General features: G+C 62.7%; 23 protein-coding genes. 13 read left to right on the forward strand and 10 right to left on the reverse strand.

The annotated features are described in order from the left end of the window. Positions 1–6: 6 nt before the first annotated feature. Positions 7–345 (forward strand): amidohydrolase family protein, encoded by a 339-nt coding sequence (locus tag QFZ94_RS38345; protein WP_429463668.1) that lies wholly within the window; start codon positions 7–9, stop codon positions 343–345. Between the two features lie 45 nt (positions 346–390). Here QFZ94_RS38345 and QFZ94_RS38350 read toward each other — a convergent pair whose 3' ends face one another. Both QFZ94_RS38350 and QFZ94_RS38355 read right to left on the reverse strand, forming a co-directional pair. After that, the gene (locus tag QFZ94_RS38350) at positions 391–687 is read right to left on the reverse strand and encodes a hypothetical protein (RefSeq protein ID WP_429463109.1); all 297 of its coding nucleotides are present in this window, start codon (positions 685–687) and stop codon (positions 391–393) included. 97 nt (positions 688–784) lie between these two features. Beyond that, positions 785–1,291 (reverse strand): PRC-barrel domain-containing protein, encoded by a 507-nt coding sequence (locus QFZ94_RS38355; protein ID WP_368598008.1) that lies wholly within the window; start codon positions 1,289–1,291, stop codon positions 785–787. 129 nt (positions 1,292–1,420) lie between these two features. On the opposite strand from QFZ94_RS38355, the gene QFZ94_RS38360 reads away from it, so the two are divergent. Further along, positions 1,421–1,873, forward strand: a complete 453-nt coding sequence (locus QFZ94_RS38360) for a hypothetical protein (protein WP_368581247.1) — start codon at positions 1,421–1,423, stop codon at positions 1,871–1,873. Positions 1,874–1,892: 19 nt separating this feature from the next. Here QFZ94_RS38360 and QFZ94_RS38365 read toward each other — a convergent pair whose 3' ends face one another. Further along, positions 1,893–2,396, reverse strand: coding sequence for a flavin reductase family protein (locus QFZ94_RS38365; protein ID WP_429463110.1), 504 nt, complete (start codon positions 2,394–2,396; stop codon positions 1,893–1,895). A 452-nt stretch (positions 2,397–2,848) separates the two neighbouring features. Between QFZ94_RS38365 and QFZ94_RS38370 the strand changes: the two genes are divergently transcribed. The 6 genes from QFZ94_RS38370 (at position 2,849) to QFZ94_RS38395 (ending at position 7,568) form a co-directional block, all read left to right on the forward strand. After that, the gene (locus QFZ94_RS38370) at positions 2,849–3,268 is read left to right on the forward strand and encodes a TadE/TadG family type IV pilus assembly protein (protein ID WP_368581249.1); all 420 of its coding nucleotides are present in this window, start codon (positions 2,849–2,851) and stop codon (positions 3,266–3,268) included. A 10-nt stretch (positions 3,269–3,278) separates the two neighbouring features. Continuing rightward, positions 3,279–4,466: a pilus assembly protein TadG-related protein gene (locus tag QFZ94_RS38375; RefSeq protein ID WP_429463111.1), complete on the forward strand. Its 1,188-nt coding sequence runs from the start codon at positions 3,279–3,281 to the stop codon at positions 4,464–4,466. A gap of 569 nt (positions 4,467–5,035) precedes the next feature. Next, positions 5,036–5,788, forward strand: a complete 753-nt coding sequence (locus tag QFZ94_RS38380) for a lipoyl protein ligase domain-containing protein (RefSeq protein WP_429463112.1) — start codon at positions 5,036–5,038, stop codon at positions 5,786–5,788. A gap of 162 nt (positions 5,789–5,950) precedes the next feature. Then, positions 5,951–6,124, forward strand: coding sequence for a hypothetical protein (locus tag QFZ94_RS38385; protein WP_410842367.1), 174 nt, complete (start codon positions 5,951–5,953; stop codon positions 6,122–6,124). A gap of 73 nt (positions 6,125–6,197) precedes the next feature. Continuing rightward, complete coding sequence (pstS, locus tag QFZ94_RS38390) at positions 6,198–7,232, forward strand: phosphate ABC transporter substrate-binding protein PstS (protein ID WP_410851229.1); 1,035 nt, start codon at positions 6,198–6,200, stop codon at positions 7,230–7,232. Positions 7,233–7,370: 138 nt separating this feature from the next. Further along, the gene (locus QFZ94_RS38395) at positions 7,371–7,568 is read left to right on the forward strand and encodes a DUF3562 domain-containing protein (protein ID WP_429463113.1); all 198 of its coding nucleotides are present in this window, start codon (positions 7,371–7,373) and stop codon (positions 7,566–7,568) included. Positions 7,569–7,579: 11 nt separating this feature from the next. Here QFZ94_RS38395 and QFZ94_RS38400 read toward each other — a convergent pair whose 3' ends face one another. Further along, complete coding sequence (locus QFZ94_RS38400) at positions 7,580–8,506, reverse strand: LysR family transcriptional regulator (protein ID WP_429463114.1); 927 nt, start codon at positions 8,504–8,506, stop codon at positions 7,580–7,582. Positions 8,507–8,636: 130 nt separating this feature from the next. Between QFZ94_RS38400 and QFZ94_RS38405 the strand changes: the two genes are divergently transcribed. Further along, the gene (locus tag QFZ94_RS38405; protein ID WP_429463115.1) at positions 8,637–10,031 is read left to right on the forward strand and encodes an MFS transporter; all 1,395 of its coding nucleotides are present in this window, start codon (positions 8,637–8,639) and stop codon (positions 10,029–10,031) included. Here the strand turns inward: QFZ94_RS38405 and QFZ94_RS38410 are convergent. The 3 genes from QFZ94_RS38410 to QFZ94_RS38420 form a co-directional block, all read right to left on the reverse strand. Further along, complete coding sequence (locus QFZ94_RS38410; RefSeq protein WP_429463116.1) at positions 10,012–12,762, reverse strand: MGH1-like glycoside hydrolase domain-containing protein; 2,751 nt, start codon at positions 12,760–12,762, stop codon at positions 10,012–10,014. The genes QFZ94_RS38405 and QFZ94_RS38410 overlap by 20 nt on opposite strands. Positions 12,763–12,812: 50 nt before the next feature. Next, positions 12,813–14,153 carry an MFS transporter gene (locus QFZ94_RS38415; protein WP_429463117.1) on the reverse strand — a complete coding sequence of 447 codons (1,341 nt, stop codon included), beginning with the start codon at positions 14,151–14,153 and terminating at the stop codon, positions 12,813–12,815. A 111-nt stretch (positions 14,154–14,264) separates the two neighbouring features. Then, positions 14,265–16,934 carry an ATP-binding cassette domain-containing protein gene (locus QFZ94_RS38420; protein WP_429463118.1) on the reverse strand — a complete coding sequence of 890 codons (2,670 nt, stop codon included), beginning with the start codon at positions 16,932–16,934 and terminating at the stop codon, positions 14,265–14,267. Between the two features lie 144 nt (positions 16,935–17,078). On the opposite strand from QFZ94_RS38420, the gene QFZ94_RS38425 reads away from it, so the two are divergent. Both QFZ94_RS38425 and QFZ94_RS38430 read left to right on the forward strand, forming a co-directional pair. Beyond that, entirely contained in the window at positions 17,079–17,252 is a 174-nt protein-coding gene (locus QFZ94_RS38425; protein ID WP_013093753.1) for a hypothetical protein, read from the forward strand. 77 nt (positions 17,253–17,329) lie between these two features. Continuing rightward, the gene (locus QFZ94_RS38430; RefSeq protein ID WP_429463119.1) at positions 17,330–17,743 is read left to right on the forward strand and encodes a hypothetical protein; all 414 of its coding nucleotides are present in this window, start codon (positions 17,330–17,332) and stop codon (positions 17,741–17,743) included. On the opposite strand, the gene QFZ94_RS38435 is transcribed toward QFZ94_RS38430, so the two are convergent. Then, positions 17,732–19,261 (reverse strand): CHAD domain-containing protein, encoded by a 1,530-nt coding sequence (locus QFZ94_RS38435; protein WP_429463120.1) that lies wholly within the window; start codon positions 19,259–19,261, stop codon positions 17,732–17,734. The two genes, QFZ94_RS38430 and QFZ94_RS38435, sit on opposite strands and share 12 nt — an antisense overlap. 288 nt (positions 19,262–19,549) lie before the next feature. On the opposite strand from QFZ94_RS38435, the gene QFZ94_RS38440 reads away from it, so the two are divergent. Further along, positions 19,550–20,107, forward strand: a complete 558-nt coding sequence (locus QFZ94_RS38440; protein ID WP_429463121.1) for a TetR/AcrR family transcriptional regulator — start codon at positions 19,550–19,552, stop codon at positions 20,105–20,107. Between the two features lie 156 nt (positions 20,108–20,263). After that, a complete protein-coding gene (locus QFZ94_RS38445; RefSeq protein WP_429463670.1) occupies positions 20,264–21,193 on the forward strand; it encodes an alpha/beta fold hydrolase in 930 nt (309 codons plus the stop codon). 33 nt (positions 21,194–21,226) lie between these two features. Here the strand turns inward: QFZ94_RS38445 and QFZ94_RS38450 are convergent, their stop codons facing one another. Both QFZ94_RS38450 and QFZ94_RS38455 read right to left on the reverse strand, forming a co-directional pair. Continuing rightward, positions 21,227–22,021 (reverse strand): DUF2182 domain-containing protein, encoded by a 795-nt coding sequence (locus tag QFZ94_RS38450; RefSeq protein ID WP_429463672.1) that lies wholly within the window; start codon positions 22,019–22,021, stop codon positions 21,227–21,229. 2 nt (positions 22,022–22,023) lie between these two features. Further along, positions 22,024–22,626, reverse strand: coding sequence for a DUF1326 domain-containing protein (locus tag QFZ94_RS38455; RefSeq protein ID WP_018436175.1), 603 nt, complete (start codon positions 22,624–22,626; stop codon positions 22,024–22,026). Positions 22,627–22,684 lie beyond the last annotated feature (58 nt).

The raw sequence follows: 22,684 nt of genomic DNA on the forward strand, positions 1-22,684 counted from the left end.
ACCGATATGGCGCAGTGCACCACTGCGCAAGAGACAGACTGCCATGCATTATCCGTTTTTCCTTCGCCGTTTTTTGCCTGTTTGATTCGTGCGCCTTCGTCCCAATTTCGCGCCGGCGTCGTTGGGTGCGAAAGCGCTGTCGACAGCATCCGTCCGTACGTGCTGCACGCGATCGAGGCGTTCGGCGTCGAGCGTTGCATCTTCGCGAGCGACTTCCCGGTCGACAAGCTGTTCAGCAGTTACGACGCGGTCTTCAACGCGTTCAAGGCGATTACGAAGGACTTTTCAGCGCGAGGGCAGCGTGCGCTGTTTCATGACAACGCCGAGCGTGTTTATCGGTTTTGATGTGTGTGAGTGGCCGCCCGGCGGCGAGCGTGCGAATGCGGCACTTCAACGCGTCGCCGCTTCGTCTTCCGTCTCGCTCGCCTCGTGCGTCGAATTCGTTGCCTGTGCTTGCTGATTCACGTCGTCGACGACCTCTGGTTGCTTGCGCTCCAGCAAACCGACGACCGGGTTCGCGCCCTGCCGCCGCCCGGTACGCCCCGCATATGCGCAACAAGCGCCGACCACGAATGCGCCCAGCGCGGGCAGCGGAAGCGCAAGGCTGAGAAATACCGAACCCGTGCCGATTGCCACCCACGCGGCGAAGGATATGTTCTTTCGATTGATTAGTGCGCGTCGGATCATCGACGTTTCTCCTTTGCCGCGCGCCGCGCCTCGTGTGCTCGTCGCAAGACGGTGGCGTGTGTGAGATAGCGATGCTGGAGCGCCGGAACCAGGGCCTTCAGATCCCGGTGGTCGGATCGATGCGTACGGCGGGATCGCTTTCGACGACACCGCGCGTGGCTTCCCAGTACGGTTCGCGATGATAGAACTGGTGCACCGACGCGCCCCATGCGCGATCGGCCATCGCCGGCCAGTGGTCCTTGTCGAAGCCCGGCGAGCTTTTCACCTGCTCGGCCGTGGCGTCCAGGCGGAAGCACTTGCGGTCGGTGTCGAGCGTCAGCGCGCGCCACGGAATTGCGTGCAAGGTGCCGCCGATGCCGAGAATCGCGCCCTCCGTCAGCACCGCATACGCGATGCGGCCGCTGCGCACGTCCAGCATGATGTCGGAAATCTTGCCGAGGTCCTGGCCATCGGAAGACATTACCTTGTTGCCGTCGAGCGTGGCGGCGGCCATAACCTCGGGTCCGGGACCATCGCCAACGCCACCGCCGGCGATACGTGCGCCGGCGGCCGGCTGTGCGGGAGTCGAGGGGGCGTTCGGGTCGAGAGGATCGGGCAGGTCCATGTCGAAACTCCTGATTTCCACGGAATATCTGCACTCCGCAAGGCGCGTACCTGATGCAAGATTCGACGACTAGAATAAAACCATGCCGTGTCGAGACGGCTGCGCTGCGCCCGGAGAGGGGGAGCGATCATGCGTTGTGGAATCGTTGGTCTATGCACTGGCGTGGCGGGCGTATTTGCGCTGTGTGGCTGCGTCTATTACGGTCCCTATTCGTACTATCCGGGAGCGGGTGGTTATTACGCCTGCAGCAGCGGTGCGGCCACCGCCACCACGGAATCAGCGACCGGCAACGCGGCTACGCCGGCAAGCGGGACTGCCGGCGCGAATGCGGCGCCGAACGACTTGCCGTTGTCGGGACAGAATTGCACGTATGTCGCGGTTCCTGCGCCCGCTTATTACGGCTATCCCGGGTATTACGGCTATCCGGGCTATTACGGTTATCCGTACGGCTACCCATACGGTTATCCATGGGCGGGCTACTACGGATGGTGGGGGCCGTCAGTGGTGATCGGGGGCTACTGGGGCGGTGGCGGCTATCACTACGGCCACTGGCACGGAGGACATGGCGGGCACTGGCATTGAGCAGCCAGCACGCCACCCATTACGAAAACGTGCTGGGATAAAGGGCCTCGCTCATGTCGAGATTGCCAGTCTGCGCGTAGATCAGCGGTTTTCCGCCCGCGCTCGCTAGCGCGCCATCGACGACACGCCCGATCACCACCCGATGATCTCCCGCCGCGACGTCATCGACCACCCGACACTCGAAATGCGCGAGCGCATCGACCAATAGCGGCGCGCCGGTTACGCCGGGACGCCAGCGAGTCGTCGCGAGCTTGTCGACGGCGCGGCCCGACTGCGTGCCGAAGTGCTCGGCGAGTTTCTGTTGATCCGCGCGTAACACGCTGATCGCAAACACCGCTCCGCTGCGCAGCAGTTCGTACGACTGATGCTCGGGACTAATGCCGAGCGCGATCAGCAATGGTGCAAACGAAACCTGCATCACCGAGCTCGCGGTGAACGCATTGCGGCGCTCGCCGTCCGCTACGCCGATTACATACACACCGGAGGTCAGATGCCGGAAAAGCTGCGCGATCCTGTTGCTCATAGGGAATGAACCGTTTCAATGGGTTGTCGTCGATCGCCGCTTCGCCGCTATTGCAGAAGAATTGTGCGGCAGCGCGCAGAATTTCCCGATTTGGCTCGTATGCTTTGTAACCATAAACGGAAGCCAAAATGACAACCAGATGGCTTCCCGAGGCCCTTCGCATTCAGCAATCACATGCGGAGTGTGGCACTCATCGTCGGGGGACATCATGAGAAATCAAGCGAAGAGCACCGTCGCGATTCCATCATATTTCAAACGTGCCACGTCATCGATGTTACCTCGATGTGTGCTGGCTCGTTGCCGTTCATTCACGCCAACTTCGATTCCCTGGCGCTAGCCGCGCCTTTGCGAAATACCAGATCGCGTCCACCGAATCAGCGTCCAGAGCAGAGCGCAAGCTTTAGCGAACAGGATGCTGTCGGTGAAAGTTGCGTGACCGCCTGCGGAGTCAAATGATGAACCTGAAAAAAAAGCAAAAGGGTGTGGTGGCCGTTGAAACCGCGCTGGTACTTCCGCTTCTGCTGCTCATTGTGTTCGGAATCGTCGAGTTCGGCCTGGCTCTGTACGACCAGGCTGTGATCACCAACGCCGCCAGGGAGGGCGCGCGAGCGGGCATCGTACTGACCAGCCCCAGACCAACGACGACGGACATCACCAGCGTCGTGACCGGCTATACGTCCTCGTACCTGATTTCGTTTGCGACGAAGAACCCCACGCCATCGGTCTCGGTAACCAACGCAGGCGGGTCGTTCGGCACCGCGTTGGCGGTCAAGGTCTCGTACACGTTCACGGGCTTGCTGCTCGGCCCCCTGATCAACCCGTTGACGGGGCCGATCACCTTGAGCTCCACGGCCACGATGAACAACGAATAAGAAGAACATCATGCCTACCGTCCATACCCTGCGTACTCAGCGCCGCGCCAAATCGATGAAGAAGCAGAAGGGCGCGGTGGCCATCATGGTCGCCCTGTTGCTGCTTACGCTCCTGAGCTTCGCGGCGCTCGCAATCGACATTGGCAATCTGATGGTGGCCCGCACTCAGGCACAGACTGCCGCCGACGCCGCGGCGCTCGCGGGGGCACAGTGCCTCTATACCCAGGCCAGCAACGCTAGCTGCAACAACGCGAGCGCCGCCAATCCGGATTGGAATGACTCGCAGACCGTGGCTGTTTCGTTCGGACCGAAGAACAATGTGCAGGGGACGGCCGTGCAGTTGCATACGTCGGATGTCGTTACCGGCTATGTCAATGTGACCAAAGTTGCGGCTGGTGTATCCCAGGCCACCGTGCCGGTAGCAAGCGGAAAGATCGTGCCCGCGGTCCAGGTGACGGTCCACAAGGACGGGAGCGACTCCAACGGGAGCGTGCCGGTGTATCTGGCGCAAGTGCTGAACATCGCGTCGCTGAAGACGAGTGCGACGGCGACCGCGGTCGTGGCTAGTCCTGGAACCGCTGAAGTTGGGGCGCTGTTCCCGATCGTGATGTCGCAATGCCTGTACAACTCCTACTGGAATTCGGCGACCAATTCCCCTCTTCTTGCTACCAGTACAACCGACCCTCAAGCGGCCAACAACGGCACGCCTATTCCGCAGACGATCGGCCAACCGTACATCTTCGGGATCAGAGCGTCGTACCAGGCCGCCAATTGCAACGCAGGACAATGGACGTCCCTCTCTTCTGCTAACAGCCAGCTTGGTTCCGACGCCATAGTGGGGTTGATGACGAGCGGAAACGCGAGTCCGATGTCTATCGGCCAACCGATCTATCTGGAAACGGGCCTGAATAGCAATGCGTTCCACAACGTTGCAACGTGTAGTCAGGTCCCGGCGGGTTCGGCGGGTAGTTGTGCCTGGGTGACGGTAGCCGTGGTGAGTAACGTCACGAGTGGACAGGGGAGCACTCCGCCGATCGTCGCATTCGGGTGCCTGCACATTCTGAACGAGACAGGCAGCGGCTCCAACGCAGTCATCACCGTGCAGATGGGCAACGATCCGAACTACTGTAAAAACAGCCAGATGGACGGCATCGGCCCCAACTATGGGACGATCATGATGCCCCGGTTGGTTCAGTAACTTTGCCATCGAGGCGCGCTTCACAGCATGGCAACTCTGCGGCGCAGCAGAAGCCTGCCTCAACGCTGTTCGATCAGGATGCCAATACCCGGTCGGCACGACTCAGCCTGTAGTGGCCGACTCGACTATGCCGTGCGCAGTGTTCCTGGTCACGCCCTGTTCAAGACGCCCCACAAGTGATGCGCCCAATATTTTTCTCAGCAACGCCCGTGCGATCGCCAGGACCGTACCGAACGCGCAGCTCGTGGAAATCAAGGGCTGTGACAACTGGGCGCAGTATGAACAGCCCGAGAGATTCAATCAGGAGAGCATTGCATTTCTGCAAGAAGCCTGAGCGGGTAGACGCCGAGCGCTAATTTGGCGTCATGGAGCAGGCGGCCTGGCGCCGATGGGAGTCCGCCAAAGTGACGTTGACCATCGGGTGCTCGTTCTACGCGAACGTTGACTGGCCTCGAAACTGATGTCACATTCCTCGATCCGGTCGGAAACCACGGGATCTTCCTTTTGTCGGCCTCGGCCATTCCGTCTTGCAACCGATTCTGACAGTTGCTCTGTTTCGCGTTTTGACTATGTCATTCGAATTCATCCAACCTGATCCGACCGTCCACGACCCCCTTCAGGCAGAGCACACACTGCTGGACTTAGCGGCGCGTGGCCGCAATGTTGCTCAACTGTGGGAAGCGCCGAAGTCTTTGGTGGTGCCGCGCAGCTATCTGCGTTACCCCCAGTTCGAATCTGCACGCTCCGCTTTTCTTCGCAGCGGATGCCCCGTCTGGCTACGCATGTCGGGCGGCGGCCTCGTACCGCAGGGCCCCGGGATTCTAAATTTAAGTCTGGCTTATTTCGTCAAGCAGCAGCCGAGCAAAATGAGCGAGGCGGTGTACCTGCACTTATGCGAAGTCATCGGGAGCGCGCTGCGCGTGATCGGCGTCACGACCCACTACCAGGCAGTGGACGGTTCATTTTGCGACGGTCGCTTCAATCTGGCTTGGGGAGTCGACACCGACGCGCGCAAGTTTGCTGGCACGGCGCAGTATTGGCGACAGGCGCCAGCCGCGATGCGGACGAGCGATGGACGGGGCCATCTGGTGCTCGCGCATGCCGTATTGCTTGTCAGTGCCGACCCGGACGAGGCGAACCGGCGGGCGAACGCCTTCGAAGAGGCGGTGGGCAGTGGCCGTCGATATGACGCGATCAAGATCGTCACTGTGCTGCAAGCGCTGGCAGGGGCTGGGGTCGGCCGCGAGCCACTGATGCCCGCTGTGATGGCTGCGATCAAGGACAGTCTCACCGACACGCCACTACCAACTGATAAGCAGTAACCCGCTTGCCCGGACTCGCTCGGCTCAGCCGGTGTAGTTCGGCGGCGCGCGGAGGGCGATTCTCCCTAACATCGAACAATCCGCGCCCCGCCCGCGCTGAACGCAGCGCGGCCGCTGTCAACGGAATGTAACTTGAAGTGCTTAAGTTTGAAGGTTCGAGCGATGGGCAGCCGTGCCGGGTGCGTAAAGCCGAACAAAGGGCGCAACCTTCTGGAAACGCTCAATACAGACACGGACGTGCTGGAGCGGATTGAAATGCATCATCGCAAGAACACCGCGCGCCCGCGCAAGTTGCGGGAGTCCAACGCAAGTTCCCTGGGCCCGCAGGATGCGTAGTTGAGCAATTGCGTCGCGGAGCGAAGCTCGCTGCAACCATTGATCCGGTCAGTCAATCTCGTGGAGGCAAACCATGCTGTTCAAACGAGGAATTGCAGTTCTTGCCGTTGCTCTACCGCTCGCGGCCGCGCACGCGCAAACCGTCGACATCACCGGTGCGGGCAGCACTTTTGCAGCCCCGATCTATAACAAGTGGGCCGACGCCTACCATAAGGCGGGGGGCGGCAAGGTCAACTACCAGGGCATCGGGTCAGCGGGCGGCATCAAGCAGATCCTCGCGAAGACCGTCGATTTCGCGGGTTCCGACGCGCCGATGAAGGACGATGAACTGGCGAAGACTGGCCTGTTCCAATTCCCGACGGTGGTCGGCGGCGTCGTGCCGGTCGTCAACCTGCCGGGCGTGAAGCCGGGCCAACTGGTTCTGTCGGGCGCGGTGCTCGGCGACATCTATCTGAACAAGATCAAGAAATGGAACGATCCGGCGATCGCCGCGCTGAATTCGGGCATGAAACTGCCGGACACGGACATTGCCGTGGTACGCCGCGCCGACGGTTCGGGCACGAGCTTCATCTGGACGAACTTTCTATCGAAGGTGAACCCGGAGTGGAAGTCGAAGGTCGGCGAAGGCACGACGGTGAACTGGCCGACCGGTACGGGCGGCAAGGGCAATGACGGCGTTGCCGCCTTCGTGCAACGGCTGCCTGGCGCGGTCGGCTATGTCGAGTGGGCGTATGCGAAGCAAAACAACATGGTCTACACCAGCCTGAAGAACTCCGCCGGTACGGTGGTTGCGCCGAAGACCGAGACCTTCAAGGCGGCCGCCTCGGGCGCGGACTGGAAGACGTCGTTCTACCAGATCCTGACCAACGAGCCCGGCAAGGACGCATGGCCGGTCGTCGGCGCGACTTTCGTGCTGCTGCACGCGACGCAAGACAAGCCGGCGCAAGGCGCGGCAACGCTGAAGTTCTTCGACTGGGCGTTCAAGAACGGCGGGCAGGCTGCCAGCGATCTCGACTACATCTCGTTGCCGGATTCGGTCGTGTCGGAAATCCGCTCGCAGTGGAAGACCAGGGTCAAGGATGCGTCGGGAAAACCGGTGTTTCAGTGAAGGCCTCGTTGCGACCCGTCTCAGACAGCTCGTGGTCGGTCATGGGCGAAATCAATTGACCCAGATCAAGTAACGGCCGCATTGAGGCGGGTAACGTGCGCGTGACGGTCTTTCATCACCGCACGCTGGGAGCAGGCAATGGTCACGCGCAACGTCGAGGAAGTCATCAAGCAAATTGCCGCCGCCACCAACACGCCAGAGGAAACGGTCTTGCAGATGTACGCGCAGACATGGATCGAATACAGCGAAGGCGCACGAATCACGGACTATCTGACGGTTCTGGTCGCCCGTCGTGTGCGCGACAATCTACGCAGGAGGCAACAGGATTCGCATTGAGCGTGGGTTGGTCAAGCACCGTTGGGCGATGCCGCTTCCGCGCCGAAGCGTTCGACCATAAATTCAATAAAGCTCCGAAGCTTAGGCGACGTACGCCGCTCACGCAGATACAGCAGGTTCAGCGGCCGCTCGGGCGCGGCAAACGCCGGCAGCACTTCGACCAACCGTTTCGCTCGCAGATCCGCGGCCACGAGGACCTCGGGCAGCATGGCGATGCCCAGGCCGCGCAACACCGCCCGTCGCAGCGCTTCCGAATTGTCGATCCTCAGCCTGCCGTCGACGGGCACGCGCACGCGGCCGTCCGGACCCTCGAGGCTCCATTCGGCCTGCGCCGCGTGCCATTCCGAGCGCGGCGGATACGCGTACGTCAGGCACTGATGCGAGCGCAGCGCGTCGGGCGATGACGGCGTGCCGTGCGCTGCCAGATACCCGCGTGACGCGCACAACACCAGACGGTACGGCTGCAGAGGCCGCGCGACGAGATCCGGATTGCCCAGCGCGCCGATCCGAACCGCCGCCTCGAAGCCGTCGTCGATCAGGTCCGACAGTGCATCGGTGGCGACGATATCGAGCTTCACCTCGGGATAGCGCTCGTAGTAATCCGCGATCACCGGCATCAGGCATTCGTTGCTGAACACGACGGGCGCGGTTATGCGCAGGCGTCCCCGTGGCGTCGCGAGGTGATCGAGCGCGAGCCGTTCCGAATCGTCGATCAGCCCGAGGATCTCGATGCATCGTTCATAGTAGGCCTGCCCAAACGCGCTGATCTGCTGCTTGCGCGTGGTGCGATGGACGAGTGTCGCGCCTAGCCGCGTTTCCAGCGCCTGAAGATGATTGCCGACCATCGTCGGCGACAGGTCGCAGGCTACCGCCGCCGCCGTCAGGCTGCCGCTTTCGACTACGCGCACGAACACGGTCATCGCTTTGAGGAGGTCCATTCCCCAATAATAATTGGTTCTGTTGCCATTTGCCGTGCGTTTATCAATCTTCGCTGTGGGAATACAGTCCGCGTACACGGCGCTTGCGGCCCATCCCGGTGCCGCATCGCCGACTTCCTGCACGGACATCATGCGCAAACAGCTCAGCTCACCGGCCCGGTCGCCACGTCTTGCCTTGCTCGCGACGAGCCTCGGCTTCGTCATCATCTGTCTCGACGTCACGGTCGTGAACGTCGCGCTCGCACGAATGCGCGATGGCCTCGGCCTCGATTCGACGGCGCTGGAATGGGTCGTCAACGCGTACACGCTGGCGTTCGCGAGTCTGCTGCTGTCCGCTGGCGCATTGGCCGACCGGTTCGGCGCGCGGCGCATGTTCGTCGCTGGGTTCGTCGTGTTTACCTGCGCATCGGTGGGGTGCGGGCTGTCGGATGGCGCGGCGCTGCTGGTTGGGTCGCGGGTGGTGCAGGGCATCGGCGCGGCGCTGTGCGTGCCGTCGTCGCTGGCGCTGCTCGGCGCGGCGTTCCCGGACCCGCATGCGCGGGCCAGGGCGGTTAGCGTCTGGGCGGGCACCGCGGCGCTCGCGCTGGGGGCGGGGCCGCTGGTCGGCGGCGTGCTCGTCGACCGCTTCGGCTGGCCTGCCATTTTTCTGATCAACGTGCCGATCGGCGTCGCGGGCATCTGGCTGACCATCGCTCATGCGCCCGACACGCAAGGTCACGCGGCGCGTCGCATCGACCTGGCCGGCCAGACGCTTGCCGTCGTTGCGTTGGTCGGGCTGACGTATGCGGTTGTCGAAAGCGGCAGGCTGGGCTGGACCAGCATGACCGTGTTGACCGGACTTGGCGTCGCGGCCGTTGCGGGCGGGCTGTTCGTCATCGTCGAGGCGCGGCAGGCGCAGCCGCTTTTACCGCTCGCGCTGTTCCGCCATGCCGCGGTGAACGTCAGCGCGCTAACGGGGCTGTCGCTGAATTTCGGCTACTACGGACTGATGTTTGCGATGAGTCTGTTTTTCCAGAACGCGCGTCACGACACACCGCTCGAAACCGGCCTCGCGTTCCTGCCGATGACAGCGGTAGTCGCAGTCGCAAACGTCGCGTCGGGTTCGCTCACCGCGCGTTTCGGTTATCGCCTGCCGATGCTTGTCGGCCAGGCACTGGCGGCGCTCGGCTATGTTTCGCTTGCGTTCGCGCGGGTGGATAGCAGTGCGCTAGCGGTCGCGCTGCCGCTGCTCACTGTTGGCGTCGGTGTCGCGCTCGCGGTGCCGTCGATCAACACCGCGGTGCTGGCGCACGTGGAACCGTCGTACATGGGCATTGCATCGGGCGTGTTGAACACCGCGCGTCAGATTGGCGGCGTGCTCGGCGTGGGGTTGTTTGGCGCCCTTGTGCGGCCGGAGTTCGACCCTCTTGCCGAGGGTCTGCATCGGGCCGCGATCATGGCCGCTACTGTGACGCTTTTGAGCCTCCTGAGCATAGTCATGGGCCTCAAGACATCCGGAGCGATGGTCACGGACGGTGCGCGTTGAGAGCATTGTCGCTGCTGCCCGCCTCGTGCGCGGAAGCGCCGGCCATCACGCGCCAGCGGTCGCTGTCGAGTACGGTTCGAGCATCGATCCGCCCGAACATGTCCAACAGAGGTGCGACGAGGCCCGTCCAGCCGGTCTGATGACTGGCTCCGAGCCCCGCACCGTTGTCGCCGTGGAAATACTCGTAGAACAGGATCAGGTCGCGCCAGTGCGGATCGTCCTGAAACTTGCTGGTCCCGCCATAGACGGGACGTCTTCCATCCGCATCGCGCAAGAACGTACCCGTCAGTCGCCGGACGATTTCCTGTGTCACCTCGAACAGCGTCATGTAATGCCCGGACCCGGTCGGGCATTGCACCTTGAACTCGTCGCCGAAAAAGCTGTAGAGGTTCATCAGTGCCCTGACAACGAGCAGGTTCACCGGCATCCATACCGGACCTCGCCAGTTGGAATTCCCGCCGAACATGCCCGTATTGGATTCGGCCGGCAGGTACTGCACTTTGTAATCGGTCCCGCCGATGTTGAGCACATACGGATGATCGAGGTGATAGCGGGAGAGCGAACGGATGCCATGCGGTCCGAGGAACTCATTCTCGTCGAGCAGGTATCCGAGCACGCGTTCGAGCTTGCGTCTGTTCAGGATCGACAGGAGCCTGCGCTCCCGATGGCCGATGAAGCCCGTATCCGTCGGCGCCACGTGCGCGAGCAGCTCCGGGTAGCGTTTGCGGAACTGGGCGATCAGCTCCATCAGTTTCGGATACCGTGTCACCGAATCTGCTTCGAATACTGTCGTCGCGCACAGCGGCAGCAGCCCCACCATCGACCTGATCTTCAGACGCATGGTCTGGCCGTCGGGAAGCCGCAGCAGATCATAGAAGAAGCCGTCATGCTCGTCCCACATGTCGTCCGGATGTTCGCCGCGCCGATCCATTGCATACGCGATCCACATGAAGTGCTGGACGAACCTGAAAGCGATCTCCTCGTACATCGGATCGTATTCCGTCAGGATGATCGCCATCTCCAGCATGCACTGGCAATAAAACGCCATCCACGCGGTTCCGTCCGCCTGTTCCAGCGATCCACCCGTCGGCAGCTGCGCGCTGCGATCGAACACCCCGATGTTGTCCAGCCCCAGAAAGCCGCCGGCGAACACGTTGCGTCCTGCCGGGTCCTTGCGATTCACCCACCAGTTGAAATTGAGCATCAGCCCCTGAAACGAGCGCTCGAGAAAGCGCGGGTCGGCCCGTCCCAGCTCTTTGCCGTACCGGTAGAGCCAAAGCGTGGCGGCCGCATGCACCGGAGGATTGACGTCGCTGAAGTTCCACTCGTAGGCCGGAATCTGGCCGCTCGGATGGACATACAGGGTGCGCAACATCAGCAGCAATTGCTCCTGCGCGAAATCGAAGTCGACGAGCGCCAGAGAGATCGTGTGGAATGCCAGATCCCAGGCCGCGTACCATGGGTATTCCCATTTGTCCGGCATCGAGATCACGTCCGCATTCAGCATGTGGAACCATCCGGTGTTGCGCACGTCGAGCCGCTCGCCGTCGAGCAACGGATGACTCCCATGCTCGCGCAGCCACAGTTCGAGATCGAAGTAGTAGTACTGCTTGCCCCACAACATGCCCGCCAACGCCTGACGATGCACCCGGCGCTGGTCTTCCGTCAGCGATTTCGGCGCGATGCGCGCGTAGAACTCGTCCGCATCGGCAATGCGTTCGTTGAAGGTGTTCTCGAAGCCGTCGAACGCGTTGTCGCGGCTCGCCGCGCTCAGGCGCAGCCGGATCGTCACGCTGTCGCCGCCGGGTACGTCGCATACGCAATGGGCCGCCGCCTTGGTTCCCGTTCTGGCGGGATTCACCGCCTCGCGTTGCCCGCCGATCACATACGCGTGGAACGCGTCCTTCACATACGGCGAAGCATTGGGCTGATTCCACAGACGCCGTGCATTGCTTTCGTTTTCCGTGAACAGCAGTTCCGTCGCGCCTTCGCAATAGAGCCAGTAGTCGCCCAGTTCATGATGGCGCGCCCGAATGACGCCCGGCGCGTCTTCGCACAGCGACGGCCTGGGATCGTCGTGGTTCTCCGACCACGTATTGCGAAACCATAGCGTCGGCAGGATTCGAAGCTGCGCCGCGTCCTGCCCGCGGTTGTGCACGCAAATGCGCACGAAGATGTCTTGTGGATCGCGCTTCGCGTATTCGACGAACACATCGAAATACCGGTCGTCATCGAATACGCCGGTATCGAGCAGTTCGTACTCGAGTTCTTCTCGCGATCGCTCGCGGTTCGTCTCGATCAGGTCGAGGTACGGATATTCCCGCTGCGGGTACTTGTACAGATACTTCATGTACGAGTGCGTGGGCGTGCTGTCGACATAGAAGTAATATTCCTTCACGTCCTCGCCATGATTGCCTTCGCTATTGGTGAGTCCGAACAGGCGTTCCTTCAGAATCGGGTCGCGCCCGTTCCAGAGTGCGAGCGCGAAGCAGAGTCGCTGCTGGTCGTCGGATAGTCCGCCGAGCCCGTCTTCTCCCCACCTGTAAGCGCGCGAACGCGCCTGGTCGTGGGTGAAATAGTTCCAGGCGTCGCCATCTTCGCTGTAGTCCTCGCGGACGGTTCCCCATTGCCGCTCGCTCAGGTACGGCCCCCACTGCTTCCATGGCACCTGCGCCGAATGCGCGTCGTTCAAGCGTTTTTGTTCCGTGACATCGACGTCTGCGCGAGCCATTTCTGCCTCCGTTACGGCCGGATGAACCTGCAACAGGCGGGGCCGTGGCTCTATGACGATCGCCCGGCGAGTCCGCTGGATATGTGTTGCTGCGAAACAATCCTGATGTGCGAGACGAACCACGCCGCGAGCACGAACCACCCCGCTGCGACGACGAACGCGACGACGTAGGCGGTTCCTGCACCCGCAAGCGCCTTCACCCACGACAGCATCCACCCGGTCGCCGCGGGGCCGAGGATCTGCGGCAGCACCATCGACACTTGCCAGATGCCCATGTCCTTGCCGCTGGATGCATCGTCTGGCAACACTTGCAGCGCGAGCGCCCAGTCGACGGCTTGATAGGTCCCGTAGGCGGCGCAGAAAACGAGTCCGACCGCGATCACCAGCGACAGGTTCGGATGCAGCGCCAGCATGACAAAGCCGATTGCGGCGCCGGCCATGATCCAGCTTGTCAGGCGGACGACGGGGACCGCGCCGTGGCGGTCGGCGAGCCGTGCGCCCAACAGGCTGGCCGGGATCGCCAGCACCACGCCGACACCGAGAAGCCCGTTCATCACTCCGGTCGGATGACGAATGCCGATCACGTCCTGCAGGTAGTACAACATGAAGGTGAAGATCGACCAGATTCCCATGTTGCCGAACAGACGGGTTACCAGCACCCAGTAAAAGTTTCGGTGGAGGCGCGGGTCGAGATAGAACGAGCGCAAGAACGCGAGGAGTTCGAACCGTTCGTGGGATCTGACAGGCGTCGGCTCGCGCGAGCCGCGAATCGTCAGCCAAAGGCAGAGCAGCATGATCGCAATGAACGTGGCCACCGTCGGATAGAGGCGGCCCGGCGAATAGAGCACGACGAGCACCACGTTGCCACTGATGGTGCCGAGCACGGACATCACGTTGAGCCACGCGCTCGCGCGGTTGGTTTCCCGTTTAGGCACGACATCGGGCACCAGCCCTGCATACGGACCCGCCGCCCAGTTCCACCAAAACTGCAGATTCAGGAACGCGAGTGCATACAGCCATACGCTCGCCCCTCTGTTGAACGAAGCAAGCCATACCAGGGCAACCGCAGTGCCGAACACGCCGGTGACGAGAAACGATCGCCGACGTCCATGTTTTGCGATGGAGCGATCTGAAAGGGCGCCGGCCAGCGGCGCCACGATCATTGCAACGAACGCGCCGGACGCAATGACGGAGCCGGCCACCCCTTCCTTCAATACGGCATCGCGTCCGAGCATTTCGGCGACCTGTGACGGCACCAGCACCGGAACGACCGTCATCCATTGGGTAAACAGCGCAAACCACAGCGACGCGATCTGTATGTGACTGAGCGTCGTCAGGCGAGGGGCGGGCGGTCTGGTCGACACATTCGAGACTGGACTGGATAGGGGCATGTCAGAGGTCCATGTGCGTCGCGCGTTTTGCTGCCCGCTCAGTGCTTGCTACCTGACGGGCCTGCAGAGAAAGCTTAGAACAGTGATCGGTCTTATGCATGCGTCCCCAGCTCAAGCCACGAGGTGTTGCCGCAGATACACGGCCGTGCGGCTTTCCTTCCTGCACGCGACTTCGGCCGGCGTGCCGCTCGCCACGATCGTCCCGCCGGCGTCGCCGGCGCCCGGGCCGACGTCGATGACCCAGTCGCTCTGCGCGGCCACCCGCATGTCGTGCTCGACCACCACCACGGTATTGCCCACCTCGACGAGCCGTTGCAGTTGCACCATCAGCCGGTCCACATCGGCGGCATGGAGGCCGGTCGTCGGTTCGTCGAGGATGTACAACGTGTCCCCGCGCTGTGCGCGTTGCAGTTCGGTGGCGAGCTTGATGCGCTGCGCCTCGCCGCCCGATAGCTCGGTGGCGGGCTGGCCGAGCCGCAGATAGCCGAGGCCGATGTCGCGCAGCGCATTCAGCGCGCGCATCACGCCCGGCTCATCGGCAAAGAAGCTGCACGCGGCATCGACGGTCAGGCCCAGCACCTCGGCGATGTTTTTATCGCGCCACGTGATCTCCAGCGTCGATGCGTTGTAGCGGGTGCCGTGACAGGTCGAACAAGGCGCATACACGCTCGGGAGAAATAGCAATTCGACGCTGACGAAGCCTTCGCCTTCGCAGGTCGGGCAGCGGCCTTGCGCGACGTTGAACGAAAAGCGCCCGGCGCTGTAGCGACGCTTGCGCGCGCTGGGCGTGTCCGCGAACAGCTTGCGCACGTGGTCGAAAAGACCTGTGTAGGTCGCGAGGTTGGAACGCGGCGTGCGTCCGATCGGCTTCTGATCGACACGTACGAGCCGGCGCAGCGCGTCCATGCCGTCGGCGATATGGCCGCTCGTGGGCGTCGTCGCGGTGGCGAGCAGCGGGTCCGGTTCGTCATCGTCCGGGCTTTCGATGATCTTTCCCAGCCGCCGCGCGACCAGTTCCGGGAGCGCCTGGCTCACGAGGCTCGATTTGCCGGAGCCCGAGACGCCGGTGACCGTCGTCAGGCAGCCGAGCGGGAACGCGGCGTTCAAGCCGTGCAGATTGTTGCGCGTGATATTGGCGAGCCGCAGCCAGCCGGCGGCGTCGCGCGGTACGCGATCGACTTGCGCGGGCGGGGCGAACAGATGGCGGCGCGTCTGTGACGCCTCGACCGTCGCGAGTCCCTGCGGCGGCCCGCTATAAACCACGTGACCGCCCGCTTCGCCGGCCGCCGGACCGACATCGACCAGCCAGTCGGCGCGCCGCATCATCTGCAAATCGTGCTCGACGACGAACAGCGAATTGCCTGCCGCCTTCAGTTCCTGCAGCGCGCTGAAAAGCGCTTCGCCATCGGCGGGATGCAAGCCGGCCGATGGCTCGTCGAGCACGTACACGACACCGAAGAGTTGCGACGACAATTGCGTGGCCAGTCGCAAGCGCTGCAATTCACCCGACGACAGCGTCGGCGTGCCACGTTCGAGCGCGAGATAGCCGAGGCCCAGCTCGACCAGCGTGGTCAGGCGTTCCAGCAGTTCGGCGGCGATCCGCTGCGCGGCGAGGCGTTTCTCCCCGGACAGGTTCGGCGTGCGCCGGACATCGGGCGACGCCTTGTGCGCGGAGCCGCCGGCGGCGACCCGCTTGTCGACGGCGTCACGCATCGCGCTTTTGCTGAGTACGCTGCCCTGGCCGGTGGTCGACGTCTGCGGCTCCGGCCATTCGCCGCGTGCAATCGGCGCGAGAATCGCGGCGAGTTCGGCGAGCGGCAACTGTGAAAACTCGCCGATATCCAATCCGGCGAATTTCACCGACAGCGCTTCTTTCTTGAGCCGTTTGCCATCGCAAGCCGGGCACTCGCTGCCAACCATGTACTGCGACACGCGCTTTTTCATCAGCGCGCTTTGGGTGGTCGCAAAGGTGTGCAGCACGTACCGGCGCGCGCCCGTGAACGTGCCCTGATAGCTCGGCTCGTCCTTGCGCCTAAGCGCGGCGCGGGTCTCCTTCGGCGTGAGGCCGGCATAGACGGGCACGGTCGGCTGTTCGTCGGTGAAGAGAATCCAGTCGCGATCCTTCTTCGGCAGATCGCGCCACGGCGTGTCGACGTCGTAGCCGAGGGTCACGAGGATGTCGCGCAGATTCTGCCCGTGCCACGCCGGCGGCCACGCTGCGATCGCGCGCTCGCGGATCGTGAGCGAGTCGTCGGGCACCATCGATTTCTCGGTGACCTCGTACACGCGGCCCAATCCATGGCAGGTCGGGCAGGCGCCTTGCACCGTGTTCGGAGAAAAGTCCTCGGCGAACAGCATCGGCTGTTTCGGGGGATAGTCACCGGTTCGCGAATACAGCATGCGCACGAGGCTCGACAGCGTCGTCACGCTGCCCACCGATGAACGCGCGCTCGGTGCGCCTCGTTGCTGTTGCAGCGCAACCGCGGGCGGCAGCCCTTCGATCGCATCGACTTCGGGCACGCCGACCTGTTCGATCAGGCGCCTCGCATACGGCGCGACCGATTCGAAGTAGCGCCGCTGCGCCTCCGCGTACAGCGTGCCGAACGCCAGCGATGATTTGCCCGAGCCCGACACGCCCGTGAACACGACCAGCGCATCGCGCGGAATCTGCACGTCGACGTTTTTCAGATTGTGCTCGCGCGCGCCTCGCACGCATACGAAGCCGGTGCGACCGCCGGACGGCGGCGCGTTTGGGCGGGGTGGGGTGCGGGGAGCGTCCATATCGATCGGTAATAGAAGAGGGCGCTGCCTGCAGGGCCGCGCAAACGGTGATGTGGGACGCACAGACTATGCCAGACACATCGGCAGATGACAGCAGGCGCGCAATGTGCTTGGAGATAGGCCCGTGGATCAAGGAGAACAACGATGACCCTGCTCATCTATCTGGTCGGATGGATCATTTTCATTGGTGGCGTCGCGTGGGGATTGATGGCGCTGCATGTCGCGCAGCACATCATTGCCATCGTGGCCGTGATACTGCTCGGCATCGCGGTGATTACGGGCGCCACGCGAGCGCGTAATCGAGATCGGTCGTCATAGCGAAGTTCCACGCTACGGCGCGCTCGCGATGTACCATTTCCGCGTGGAATCTCACGCCGGACATCGTGGAGCACATCATGGGAAGCGCATGGAAACGCCGCTTCAAACTGCTTGTCCAGCGTTTCTGGCAGCCAACCAGCGCGTGCATGACCTGTATGCCGGGGAGCTGGAGCAACGTGATGAGCCTCACGCACTGGGCGATCGCATTCAAGACCGGACTGCTCACCGGTGTGCTCGCGCTGCTGCTCACCTTCACGCCGGCGGCGAAGTGGTACGGGAATCGCTATAGCAACGCACTGCTCGTCGGTTGCCTGACCGCCATCGGCGATGCCTATTCTCATCTGAGCCACTACCGCTTTCATGCGCTCGAACACATCGCGACGGGGGTCATGTCAGGCCTGTTTGCGCTCGCTGCGTCGTACCTGTTCGAGGATCGCGCGCGCCGCGTGCGCGAGGCATGGTCGCGTTTGTTCGGACCATCAGTGCGGTGACGAAAGCAGCTTGAAGCGCTTCCACAGCTTCTTCAATGTCCGATGATCGGCAGCGACCCGCGACGCGAGGAAGCCACGTGCGAAGGCCGCGCCCGAGGCCGCCTCGGGCGCCGTCGTCAGCAGCGACTTCAGCAGCTGATCGGCGACGACGGCATCGTTGCGCCAGCCGAGATCGTCCTGAAGCGCGGTGAGCGCCTCGACATAGTGGCGGACGACCCGCCGCGGGCATAGCGACGCGAAGAACTCGGTGGCGTATCGAACTTTCTTCGCCGCGATGCGGGCGCGGTGACGGCTGTGATCGTCGAGATCGGCCAAACCCTTGCCACGTTTGATCAGTTTCTTGTGCCGGCGGCGCAGAACATCGGCGGCGAAGGGCTTCACCGGGCTGCTGATCACGTCGCGCTGTTCGTCGGACATCTCATCTCGCCAACCCTTGCGGCTCACCCAGAGCGCCAGCTGGAGCGCGAGCCGCGTATAGCGAACCGATTCGACCGCGGCCGCCGCGCGCTGCCGGTTGTCGACGGCAATCTGCTCGCAAGCCTCTCTGACGGGGCGGATCTCTTCCGTACCGCCGTCGGCGCCGGCATGTTCGAGCGTCGATCCCGCGAGCACTTCCCAGTCGCGCGCGGCGCCGAGTTCCGAGGCAATCCAGCGCAACTCCTCGTCGAAGCCGGGAGCGGCGGGGATGACCTTCGCAAACAGGTCGAGGGCCGAACGCAAGCGGCGAAGCCCCACGCGCATCTGATGGACGCTCGATGGATCGTGGCCCGACACGACGCCCAGCTCATTCGCGTGGACCTGGTCCAGACAGTTGCGCACAATCACGCAGAATGCATCCTCGATCGAATCGCGCTTGTCCAGTCGCACCGGTTGCGCTTTCACCGCCTCGCTGTGCTCGGCTACCAGCAGTGCATACCCGATATCGGCCTTGCTGCGATGATCAATACGCAGCGGCACGGTTTCGAGCATTTCCAGCGCGACGCGGTACAGCATGTCCGGATCGCCCTGTTTCAATTCCAGTTCCACGGCGGCGATCTGCACCGAGCCCGGCTCCGCCTCGATGGTTCCTTCGTCCAGAGCAAGCTCGAGTTCGTATCCGGACGGCTGGCGCAGCGCAAATGCCGAGCGGTTGATCCGCGTGACGAATACGGGCTTCAGTTGGGCGGGAACGGTCTCGTCGCGAATCAGCTTCCCGCAGTCGCTGTCGTCGGGGATCTGGTCGCACAGCAGCTTCAGATCGGGCACGTCGCTCGTCACGGGCATCTCGAACTCGTCCCTGTCGAACAGCCCCGCCTTGGCCGAGCCTTCGAGCTTCAGCGTCTGGATTTTCTCGTTGCCGACGCTGCGCACGCGCAGCGAAGCCCCGCACCAGTGAAATGAAAACTCCGGTGTATCGAAATAGGTGCTGGTCAGCAGGTGAGGCGTTCCCGCTGTGGCTTCCGATTGCGCGAGTATCGATGCGTTGCGCAATTTGCCGAGATCTTCGTTCGCAACGCGCAGCTTTAGCTCCCGTTCCATGCCGCCTCCGAAATGAGCACCATACCGTCAGACTACACCGGATTCGCTGGAGCGCGTCGCGCCCGATCGCCCCGAGTGACCGCGCCGATAGAAGTTGTGCACAGAAAAAGTGGATAAGGCGGTGGACAAGTTTTGCACGACTGCCTCGAAACCGGACCGCGGTTTTCGGAACCCTACGCGACGGGACATCTTGATTAGGAAATGATCATTTCCTATAATCGCGGCATGACTACACGCCACCATCCTGCGAGACAGCCACGTGCTCCCGGCCGTCCACGCGAATTCGACATGGACGTCGCGCTGGACGGCGCAATCCAGATTTTTCGCGAACGCGGCTATCAGGGGACGTCTCTCGGCGATCTCGGTGCCGCGATGGGCCTCACGGCCGGCAGTATCTACAAGGCGTTCACCGATAAGCGAGCAGTGTTCCTTGCCGCACTCGAGCGCTACATCCATCTACGAAATAGCCAGTTGCAAAGCCTGCTCGACGCGGAGCAAACCGGCCGCGACAAGGTGCGGGCCGTTCTGCGGTTTTATGCCGAGTCCGCAGTTGGCGACGAGGGCAAGCGGGGCTGTCTCGTAGTCGGAAGCGCAATCGATCTGCTCGCTTTCGATGATGAGGTCGCGGGTCATGTCGCCGCTTCTTTGCAGCGAACGGAGCGTCTGTTGTGCCGTCTGATCCGGCTGGGCCAGACAGACGGTTCGATCGCGTCTGCCGTGGATGCGGACGCTACCGGCCGCGCCCTGCTGAGTTTGACGCAAGGTTTGAGGGTCGTCGGCAAAGTCGGGCGGCCCCGGGCGCACATAATGGCGGCGGCGGAGCAGGCCATGCGTCTGCTGGACTAAGCACAGCAAGATATAGCATCGCATCAGTTACCAGTGCTGCTCGCCAAATTAGGAAATGACTATTTCCTAACGTAAACCGCCGATGAGAAACAGCCGTTCAACGATGTAATCACTCAACCCAAAGGAGTCTCGTTCGTGAAAGCACTTCACTCGCCCATGCCATCTGGGAGTTCCGAAATCGTAAGCACGCTGCCAGCATCAAGGCCCGTTCCGGGGTTGGAAGGATTCGAGCACAAGTTCGCAACCGTAGACGGACTGAGACTGCACTACGTCACCGGTGGAAACCCACAGGGTGACGTGATCGTGTTGCTCGCGGGCTTTCCGCAGAGCTGGTTCGCGTGGCGCAACGTGATCGCGCTGCTCGCAAAGACCTATCGAATCGTCGCAGCGGACCTTCCCGGACAAGGTGATTCGGATCGTCCTATGGACGGCTACGACACGCAGACCCTTGCGAGCCATGTCCACGGTTTGCTCGAGCAACTCGGAGTGAGCCGGTACTTTCTCGCCGGACACGACATTGGAGCGTGGGTGGCTTTTCCTTACGCGGTGATGTTCGCCGATGAGGTCCGTCGCCTTGCGCTGCTGGATGCGGGGATCCCCGGCGTGACGTTGCCCGATGCGTTGCCGATCGCGCCCGAGCGTGCATGGCGTACCTGGCATTTTGCGTTTCACGTCCTACCGGATCTGCCGGAAGTGCTGCTTGCCGGCAAGGAGCGCGAATACCTCGACTGGTTTTTGCGGCGAAAGACGGCCAATCCCGACACGTTCACTGACGCCGATATCGATGAATATCTGCGGATTCTGAAGAAAGACGGCGGCTTGCGCGCGGGTCTTGCGTATTACCGCGCCGCGCACGTGTCCGCCCGGCAGAACGCGGAATTGAAGCAGCGAGGCAGGCTCGATTTGCCACTGCTGGCGCTCGGTTCCGATCAAGGCTCCATCGCCGATATGGCGACCCCTCTGCGAGCCTTTTTCACCGACGTCCAAGGCCGCACCATTAGTCACTGCGGGCACTTCATTCCGGAAGAACAACCGCGCGCGGTTGCCGACGAACTCACGGCATTCTTTGGAAGCGCAGAGCGATAACGGGGCAGGTGCGTGCAGGCCGCCGGGCACGGCTCAGGCAATGAGGGAGGAGTGCTGTACGACGATCCACGCGGACCATGCAAGCAACGCGACGCCGAGCGGCTTGCCGATCGACCTGCCCCAGCGGAAATTCTTCTCGGCCGACATGATCGCGCCCAGCGCCAGCATCCAGCCGACACTGCCGGTGCCGACCGCGAACATCAGCAGCATCAGCGCCCAACAGCAGCCGACGCAGAACGCGCCGTGACTGATGCCGAGCACGAAGCTCTCGCGGCGCGCGCTTTTGCCCCGCCAATGCCCGGTGATGAACATCAGCGGCGAGCGGCATTTGTCGAGACATCGATGTTTGAGGCTGCTGAACTGATAGAGGCCCGCGAGCGCGACGATCGCCGCGCCGATCAGCCAGCCGTTCGCAAGCAAGCTCGGAACCTGCGCGGCGACCAGATGGAGCGCCGCGTCAAAGCCGTGCGCGACCACGCCGAACAGCGCCCACGTCGTCGCATAACCGACGATCAGAAGCGCCATCAGCGTGCGCCGGTTGTCGCGCGCGACGGTCATCCGCCGGAAGGTGTCGAACAGCGGGAAGGCGCTCGGCAGCATCATCGCCGCGATCATCAGCAGCCATGCGGCGCTGTGCAGCAGCGCCGCGATCGTGACGCTAGCACCGGGCACCGCGCGGCATATCGGGCCGACGAGCGGCAGTTCGTCCCAGCTCGCGTGACGCAGATAACGCGCATAAGGCCCCGCGTCCCACGCCCATAACGCGATCCACGCGCTGCTCGTCAATGCGACGAAGAGCGGCGCGAACAGCCGCGAGCGTGCGAGCATCTTCACGACGCGAAGTTGAACGATCCCTGAATGGCGTTATGTCCGCTCAACGCGAGATCGAGATCGAGCTTTTCGTGCCGCAGGCGGAAAGAGTTCGCCTTGCCGACGAAAGCAGGGGAGCCCGGTATCGTCGAAAAGATGCTTTCGACCAGCTTGGTCGGCTCGCCGGTCGGGCCGCGATAAGGTTCCAACTCGGCATCGATTGCTTCGCCGACTTTCATCCTGCCCTTGCCGTCGACGACCGTGTATTCGATCGGCACGCGTTCCACCGACACGACTTCGCCGATCAACTGCACGAGATCCGCGAGGGGGCCGCCGCGCTCGCCACGGTGCACGCTTACCAGAGCGTCGAATTGCGCGTCGCTCGCGCGCTCGTCGACGAACATCGCGACGCGCCAGCCGCCTTTGAGCACATTGCCGGGAATGAACGCCGCGAACGCGATCGTCAGGCCCGATACATCGACGCCGTCGATCGTGCCTCGCTCGTAGTGGTAAGCCATCGCACTGCGGCACGAGCCGTTGTCGGGATCTTCTCCGATCCAGCAAGGACACAGCACCTTGCATTCGCACACTTCGAGGATGCTGCCCATCAGTTGATAGCTCATTTGCACCTCCGCCGCCGGTTGAATCCGGCCGGGAAGAACATCGCCGGACATCCTCAGT

This window comes from Paraburkholderia sp. JPY465, assembly GCF_050436725.1.
GTDB lineage: Bacteria > Pseudomonadota > Gammaproteobacteria > Burkholderiales > Burkholderiaceae > Paraburkholderia > Paraburkholderia youngii.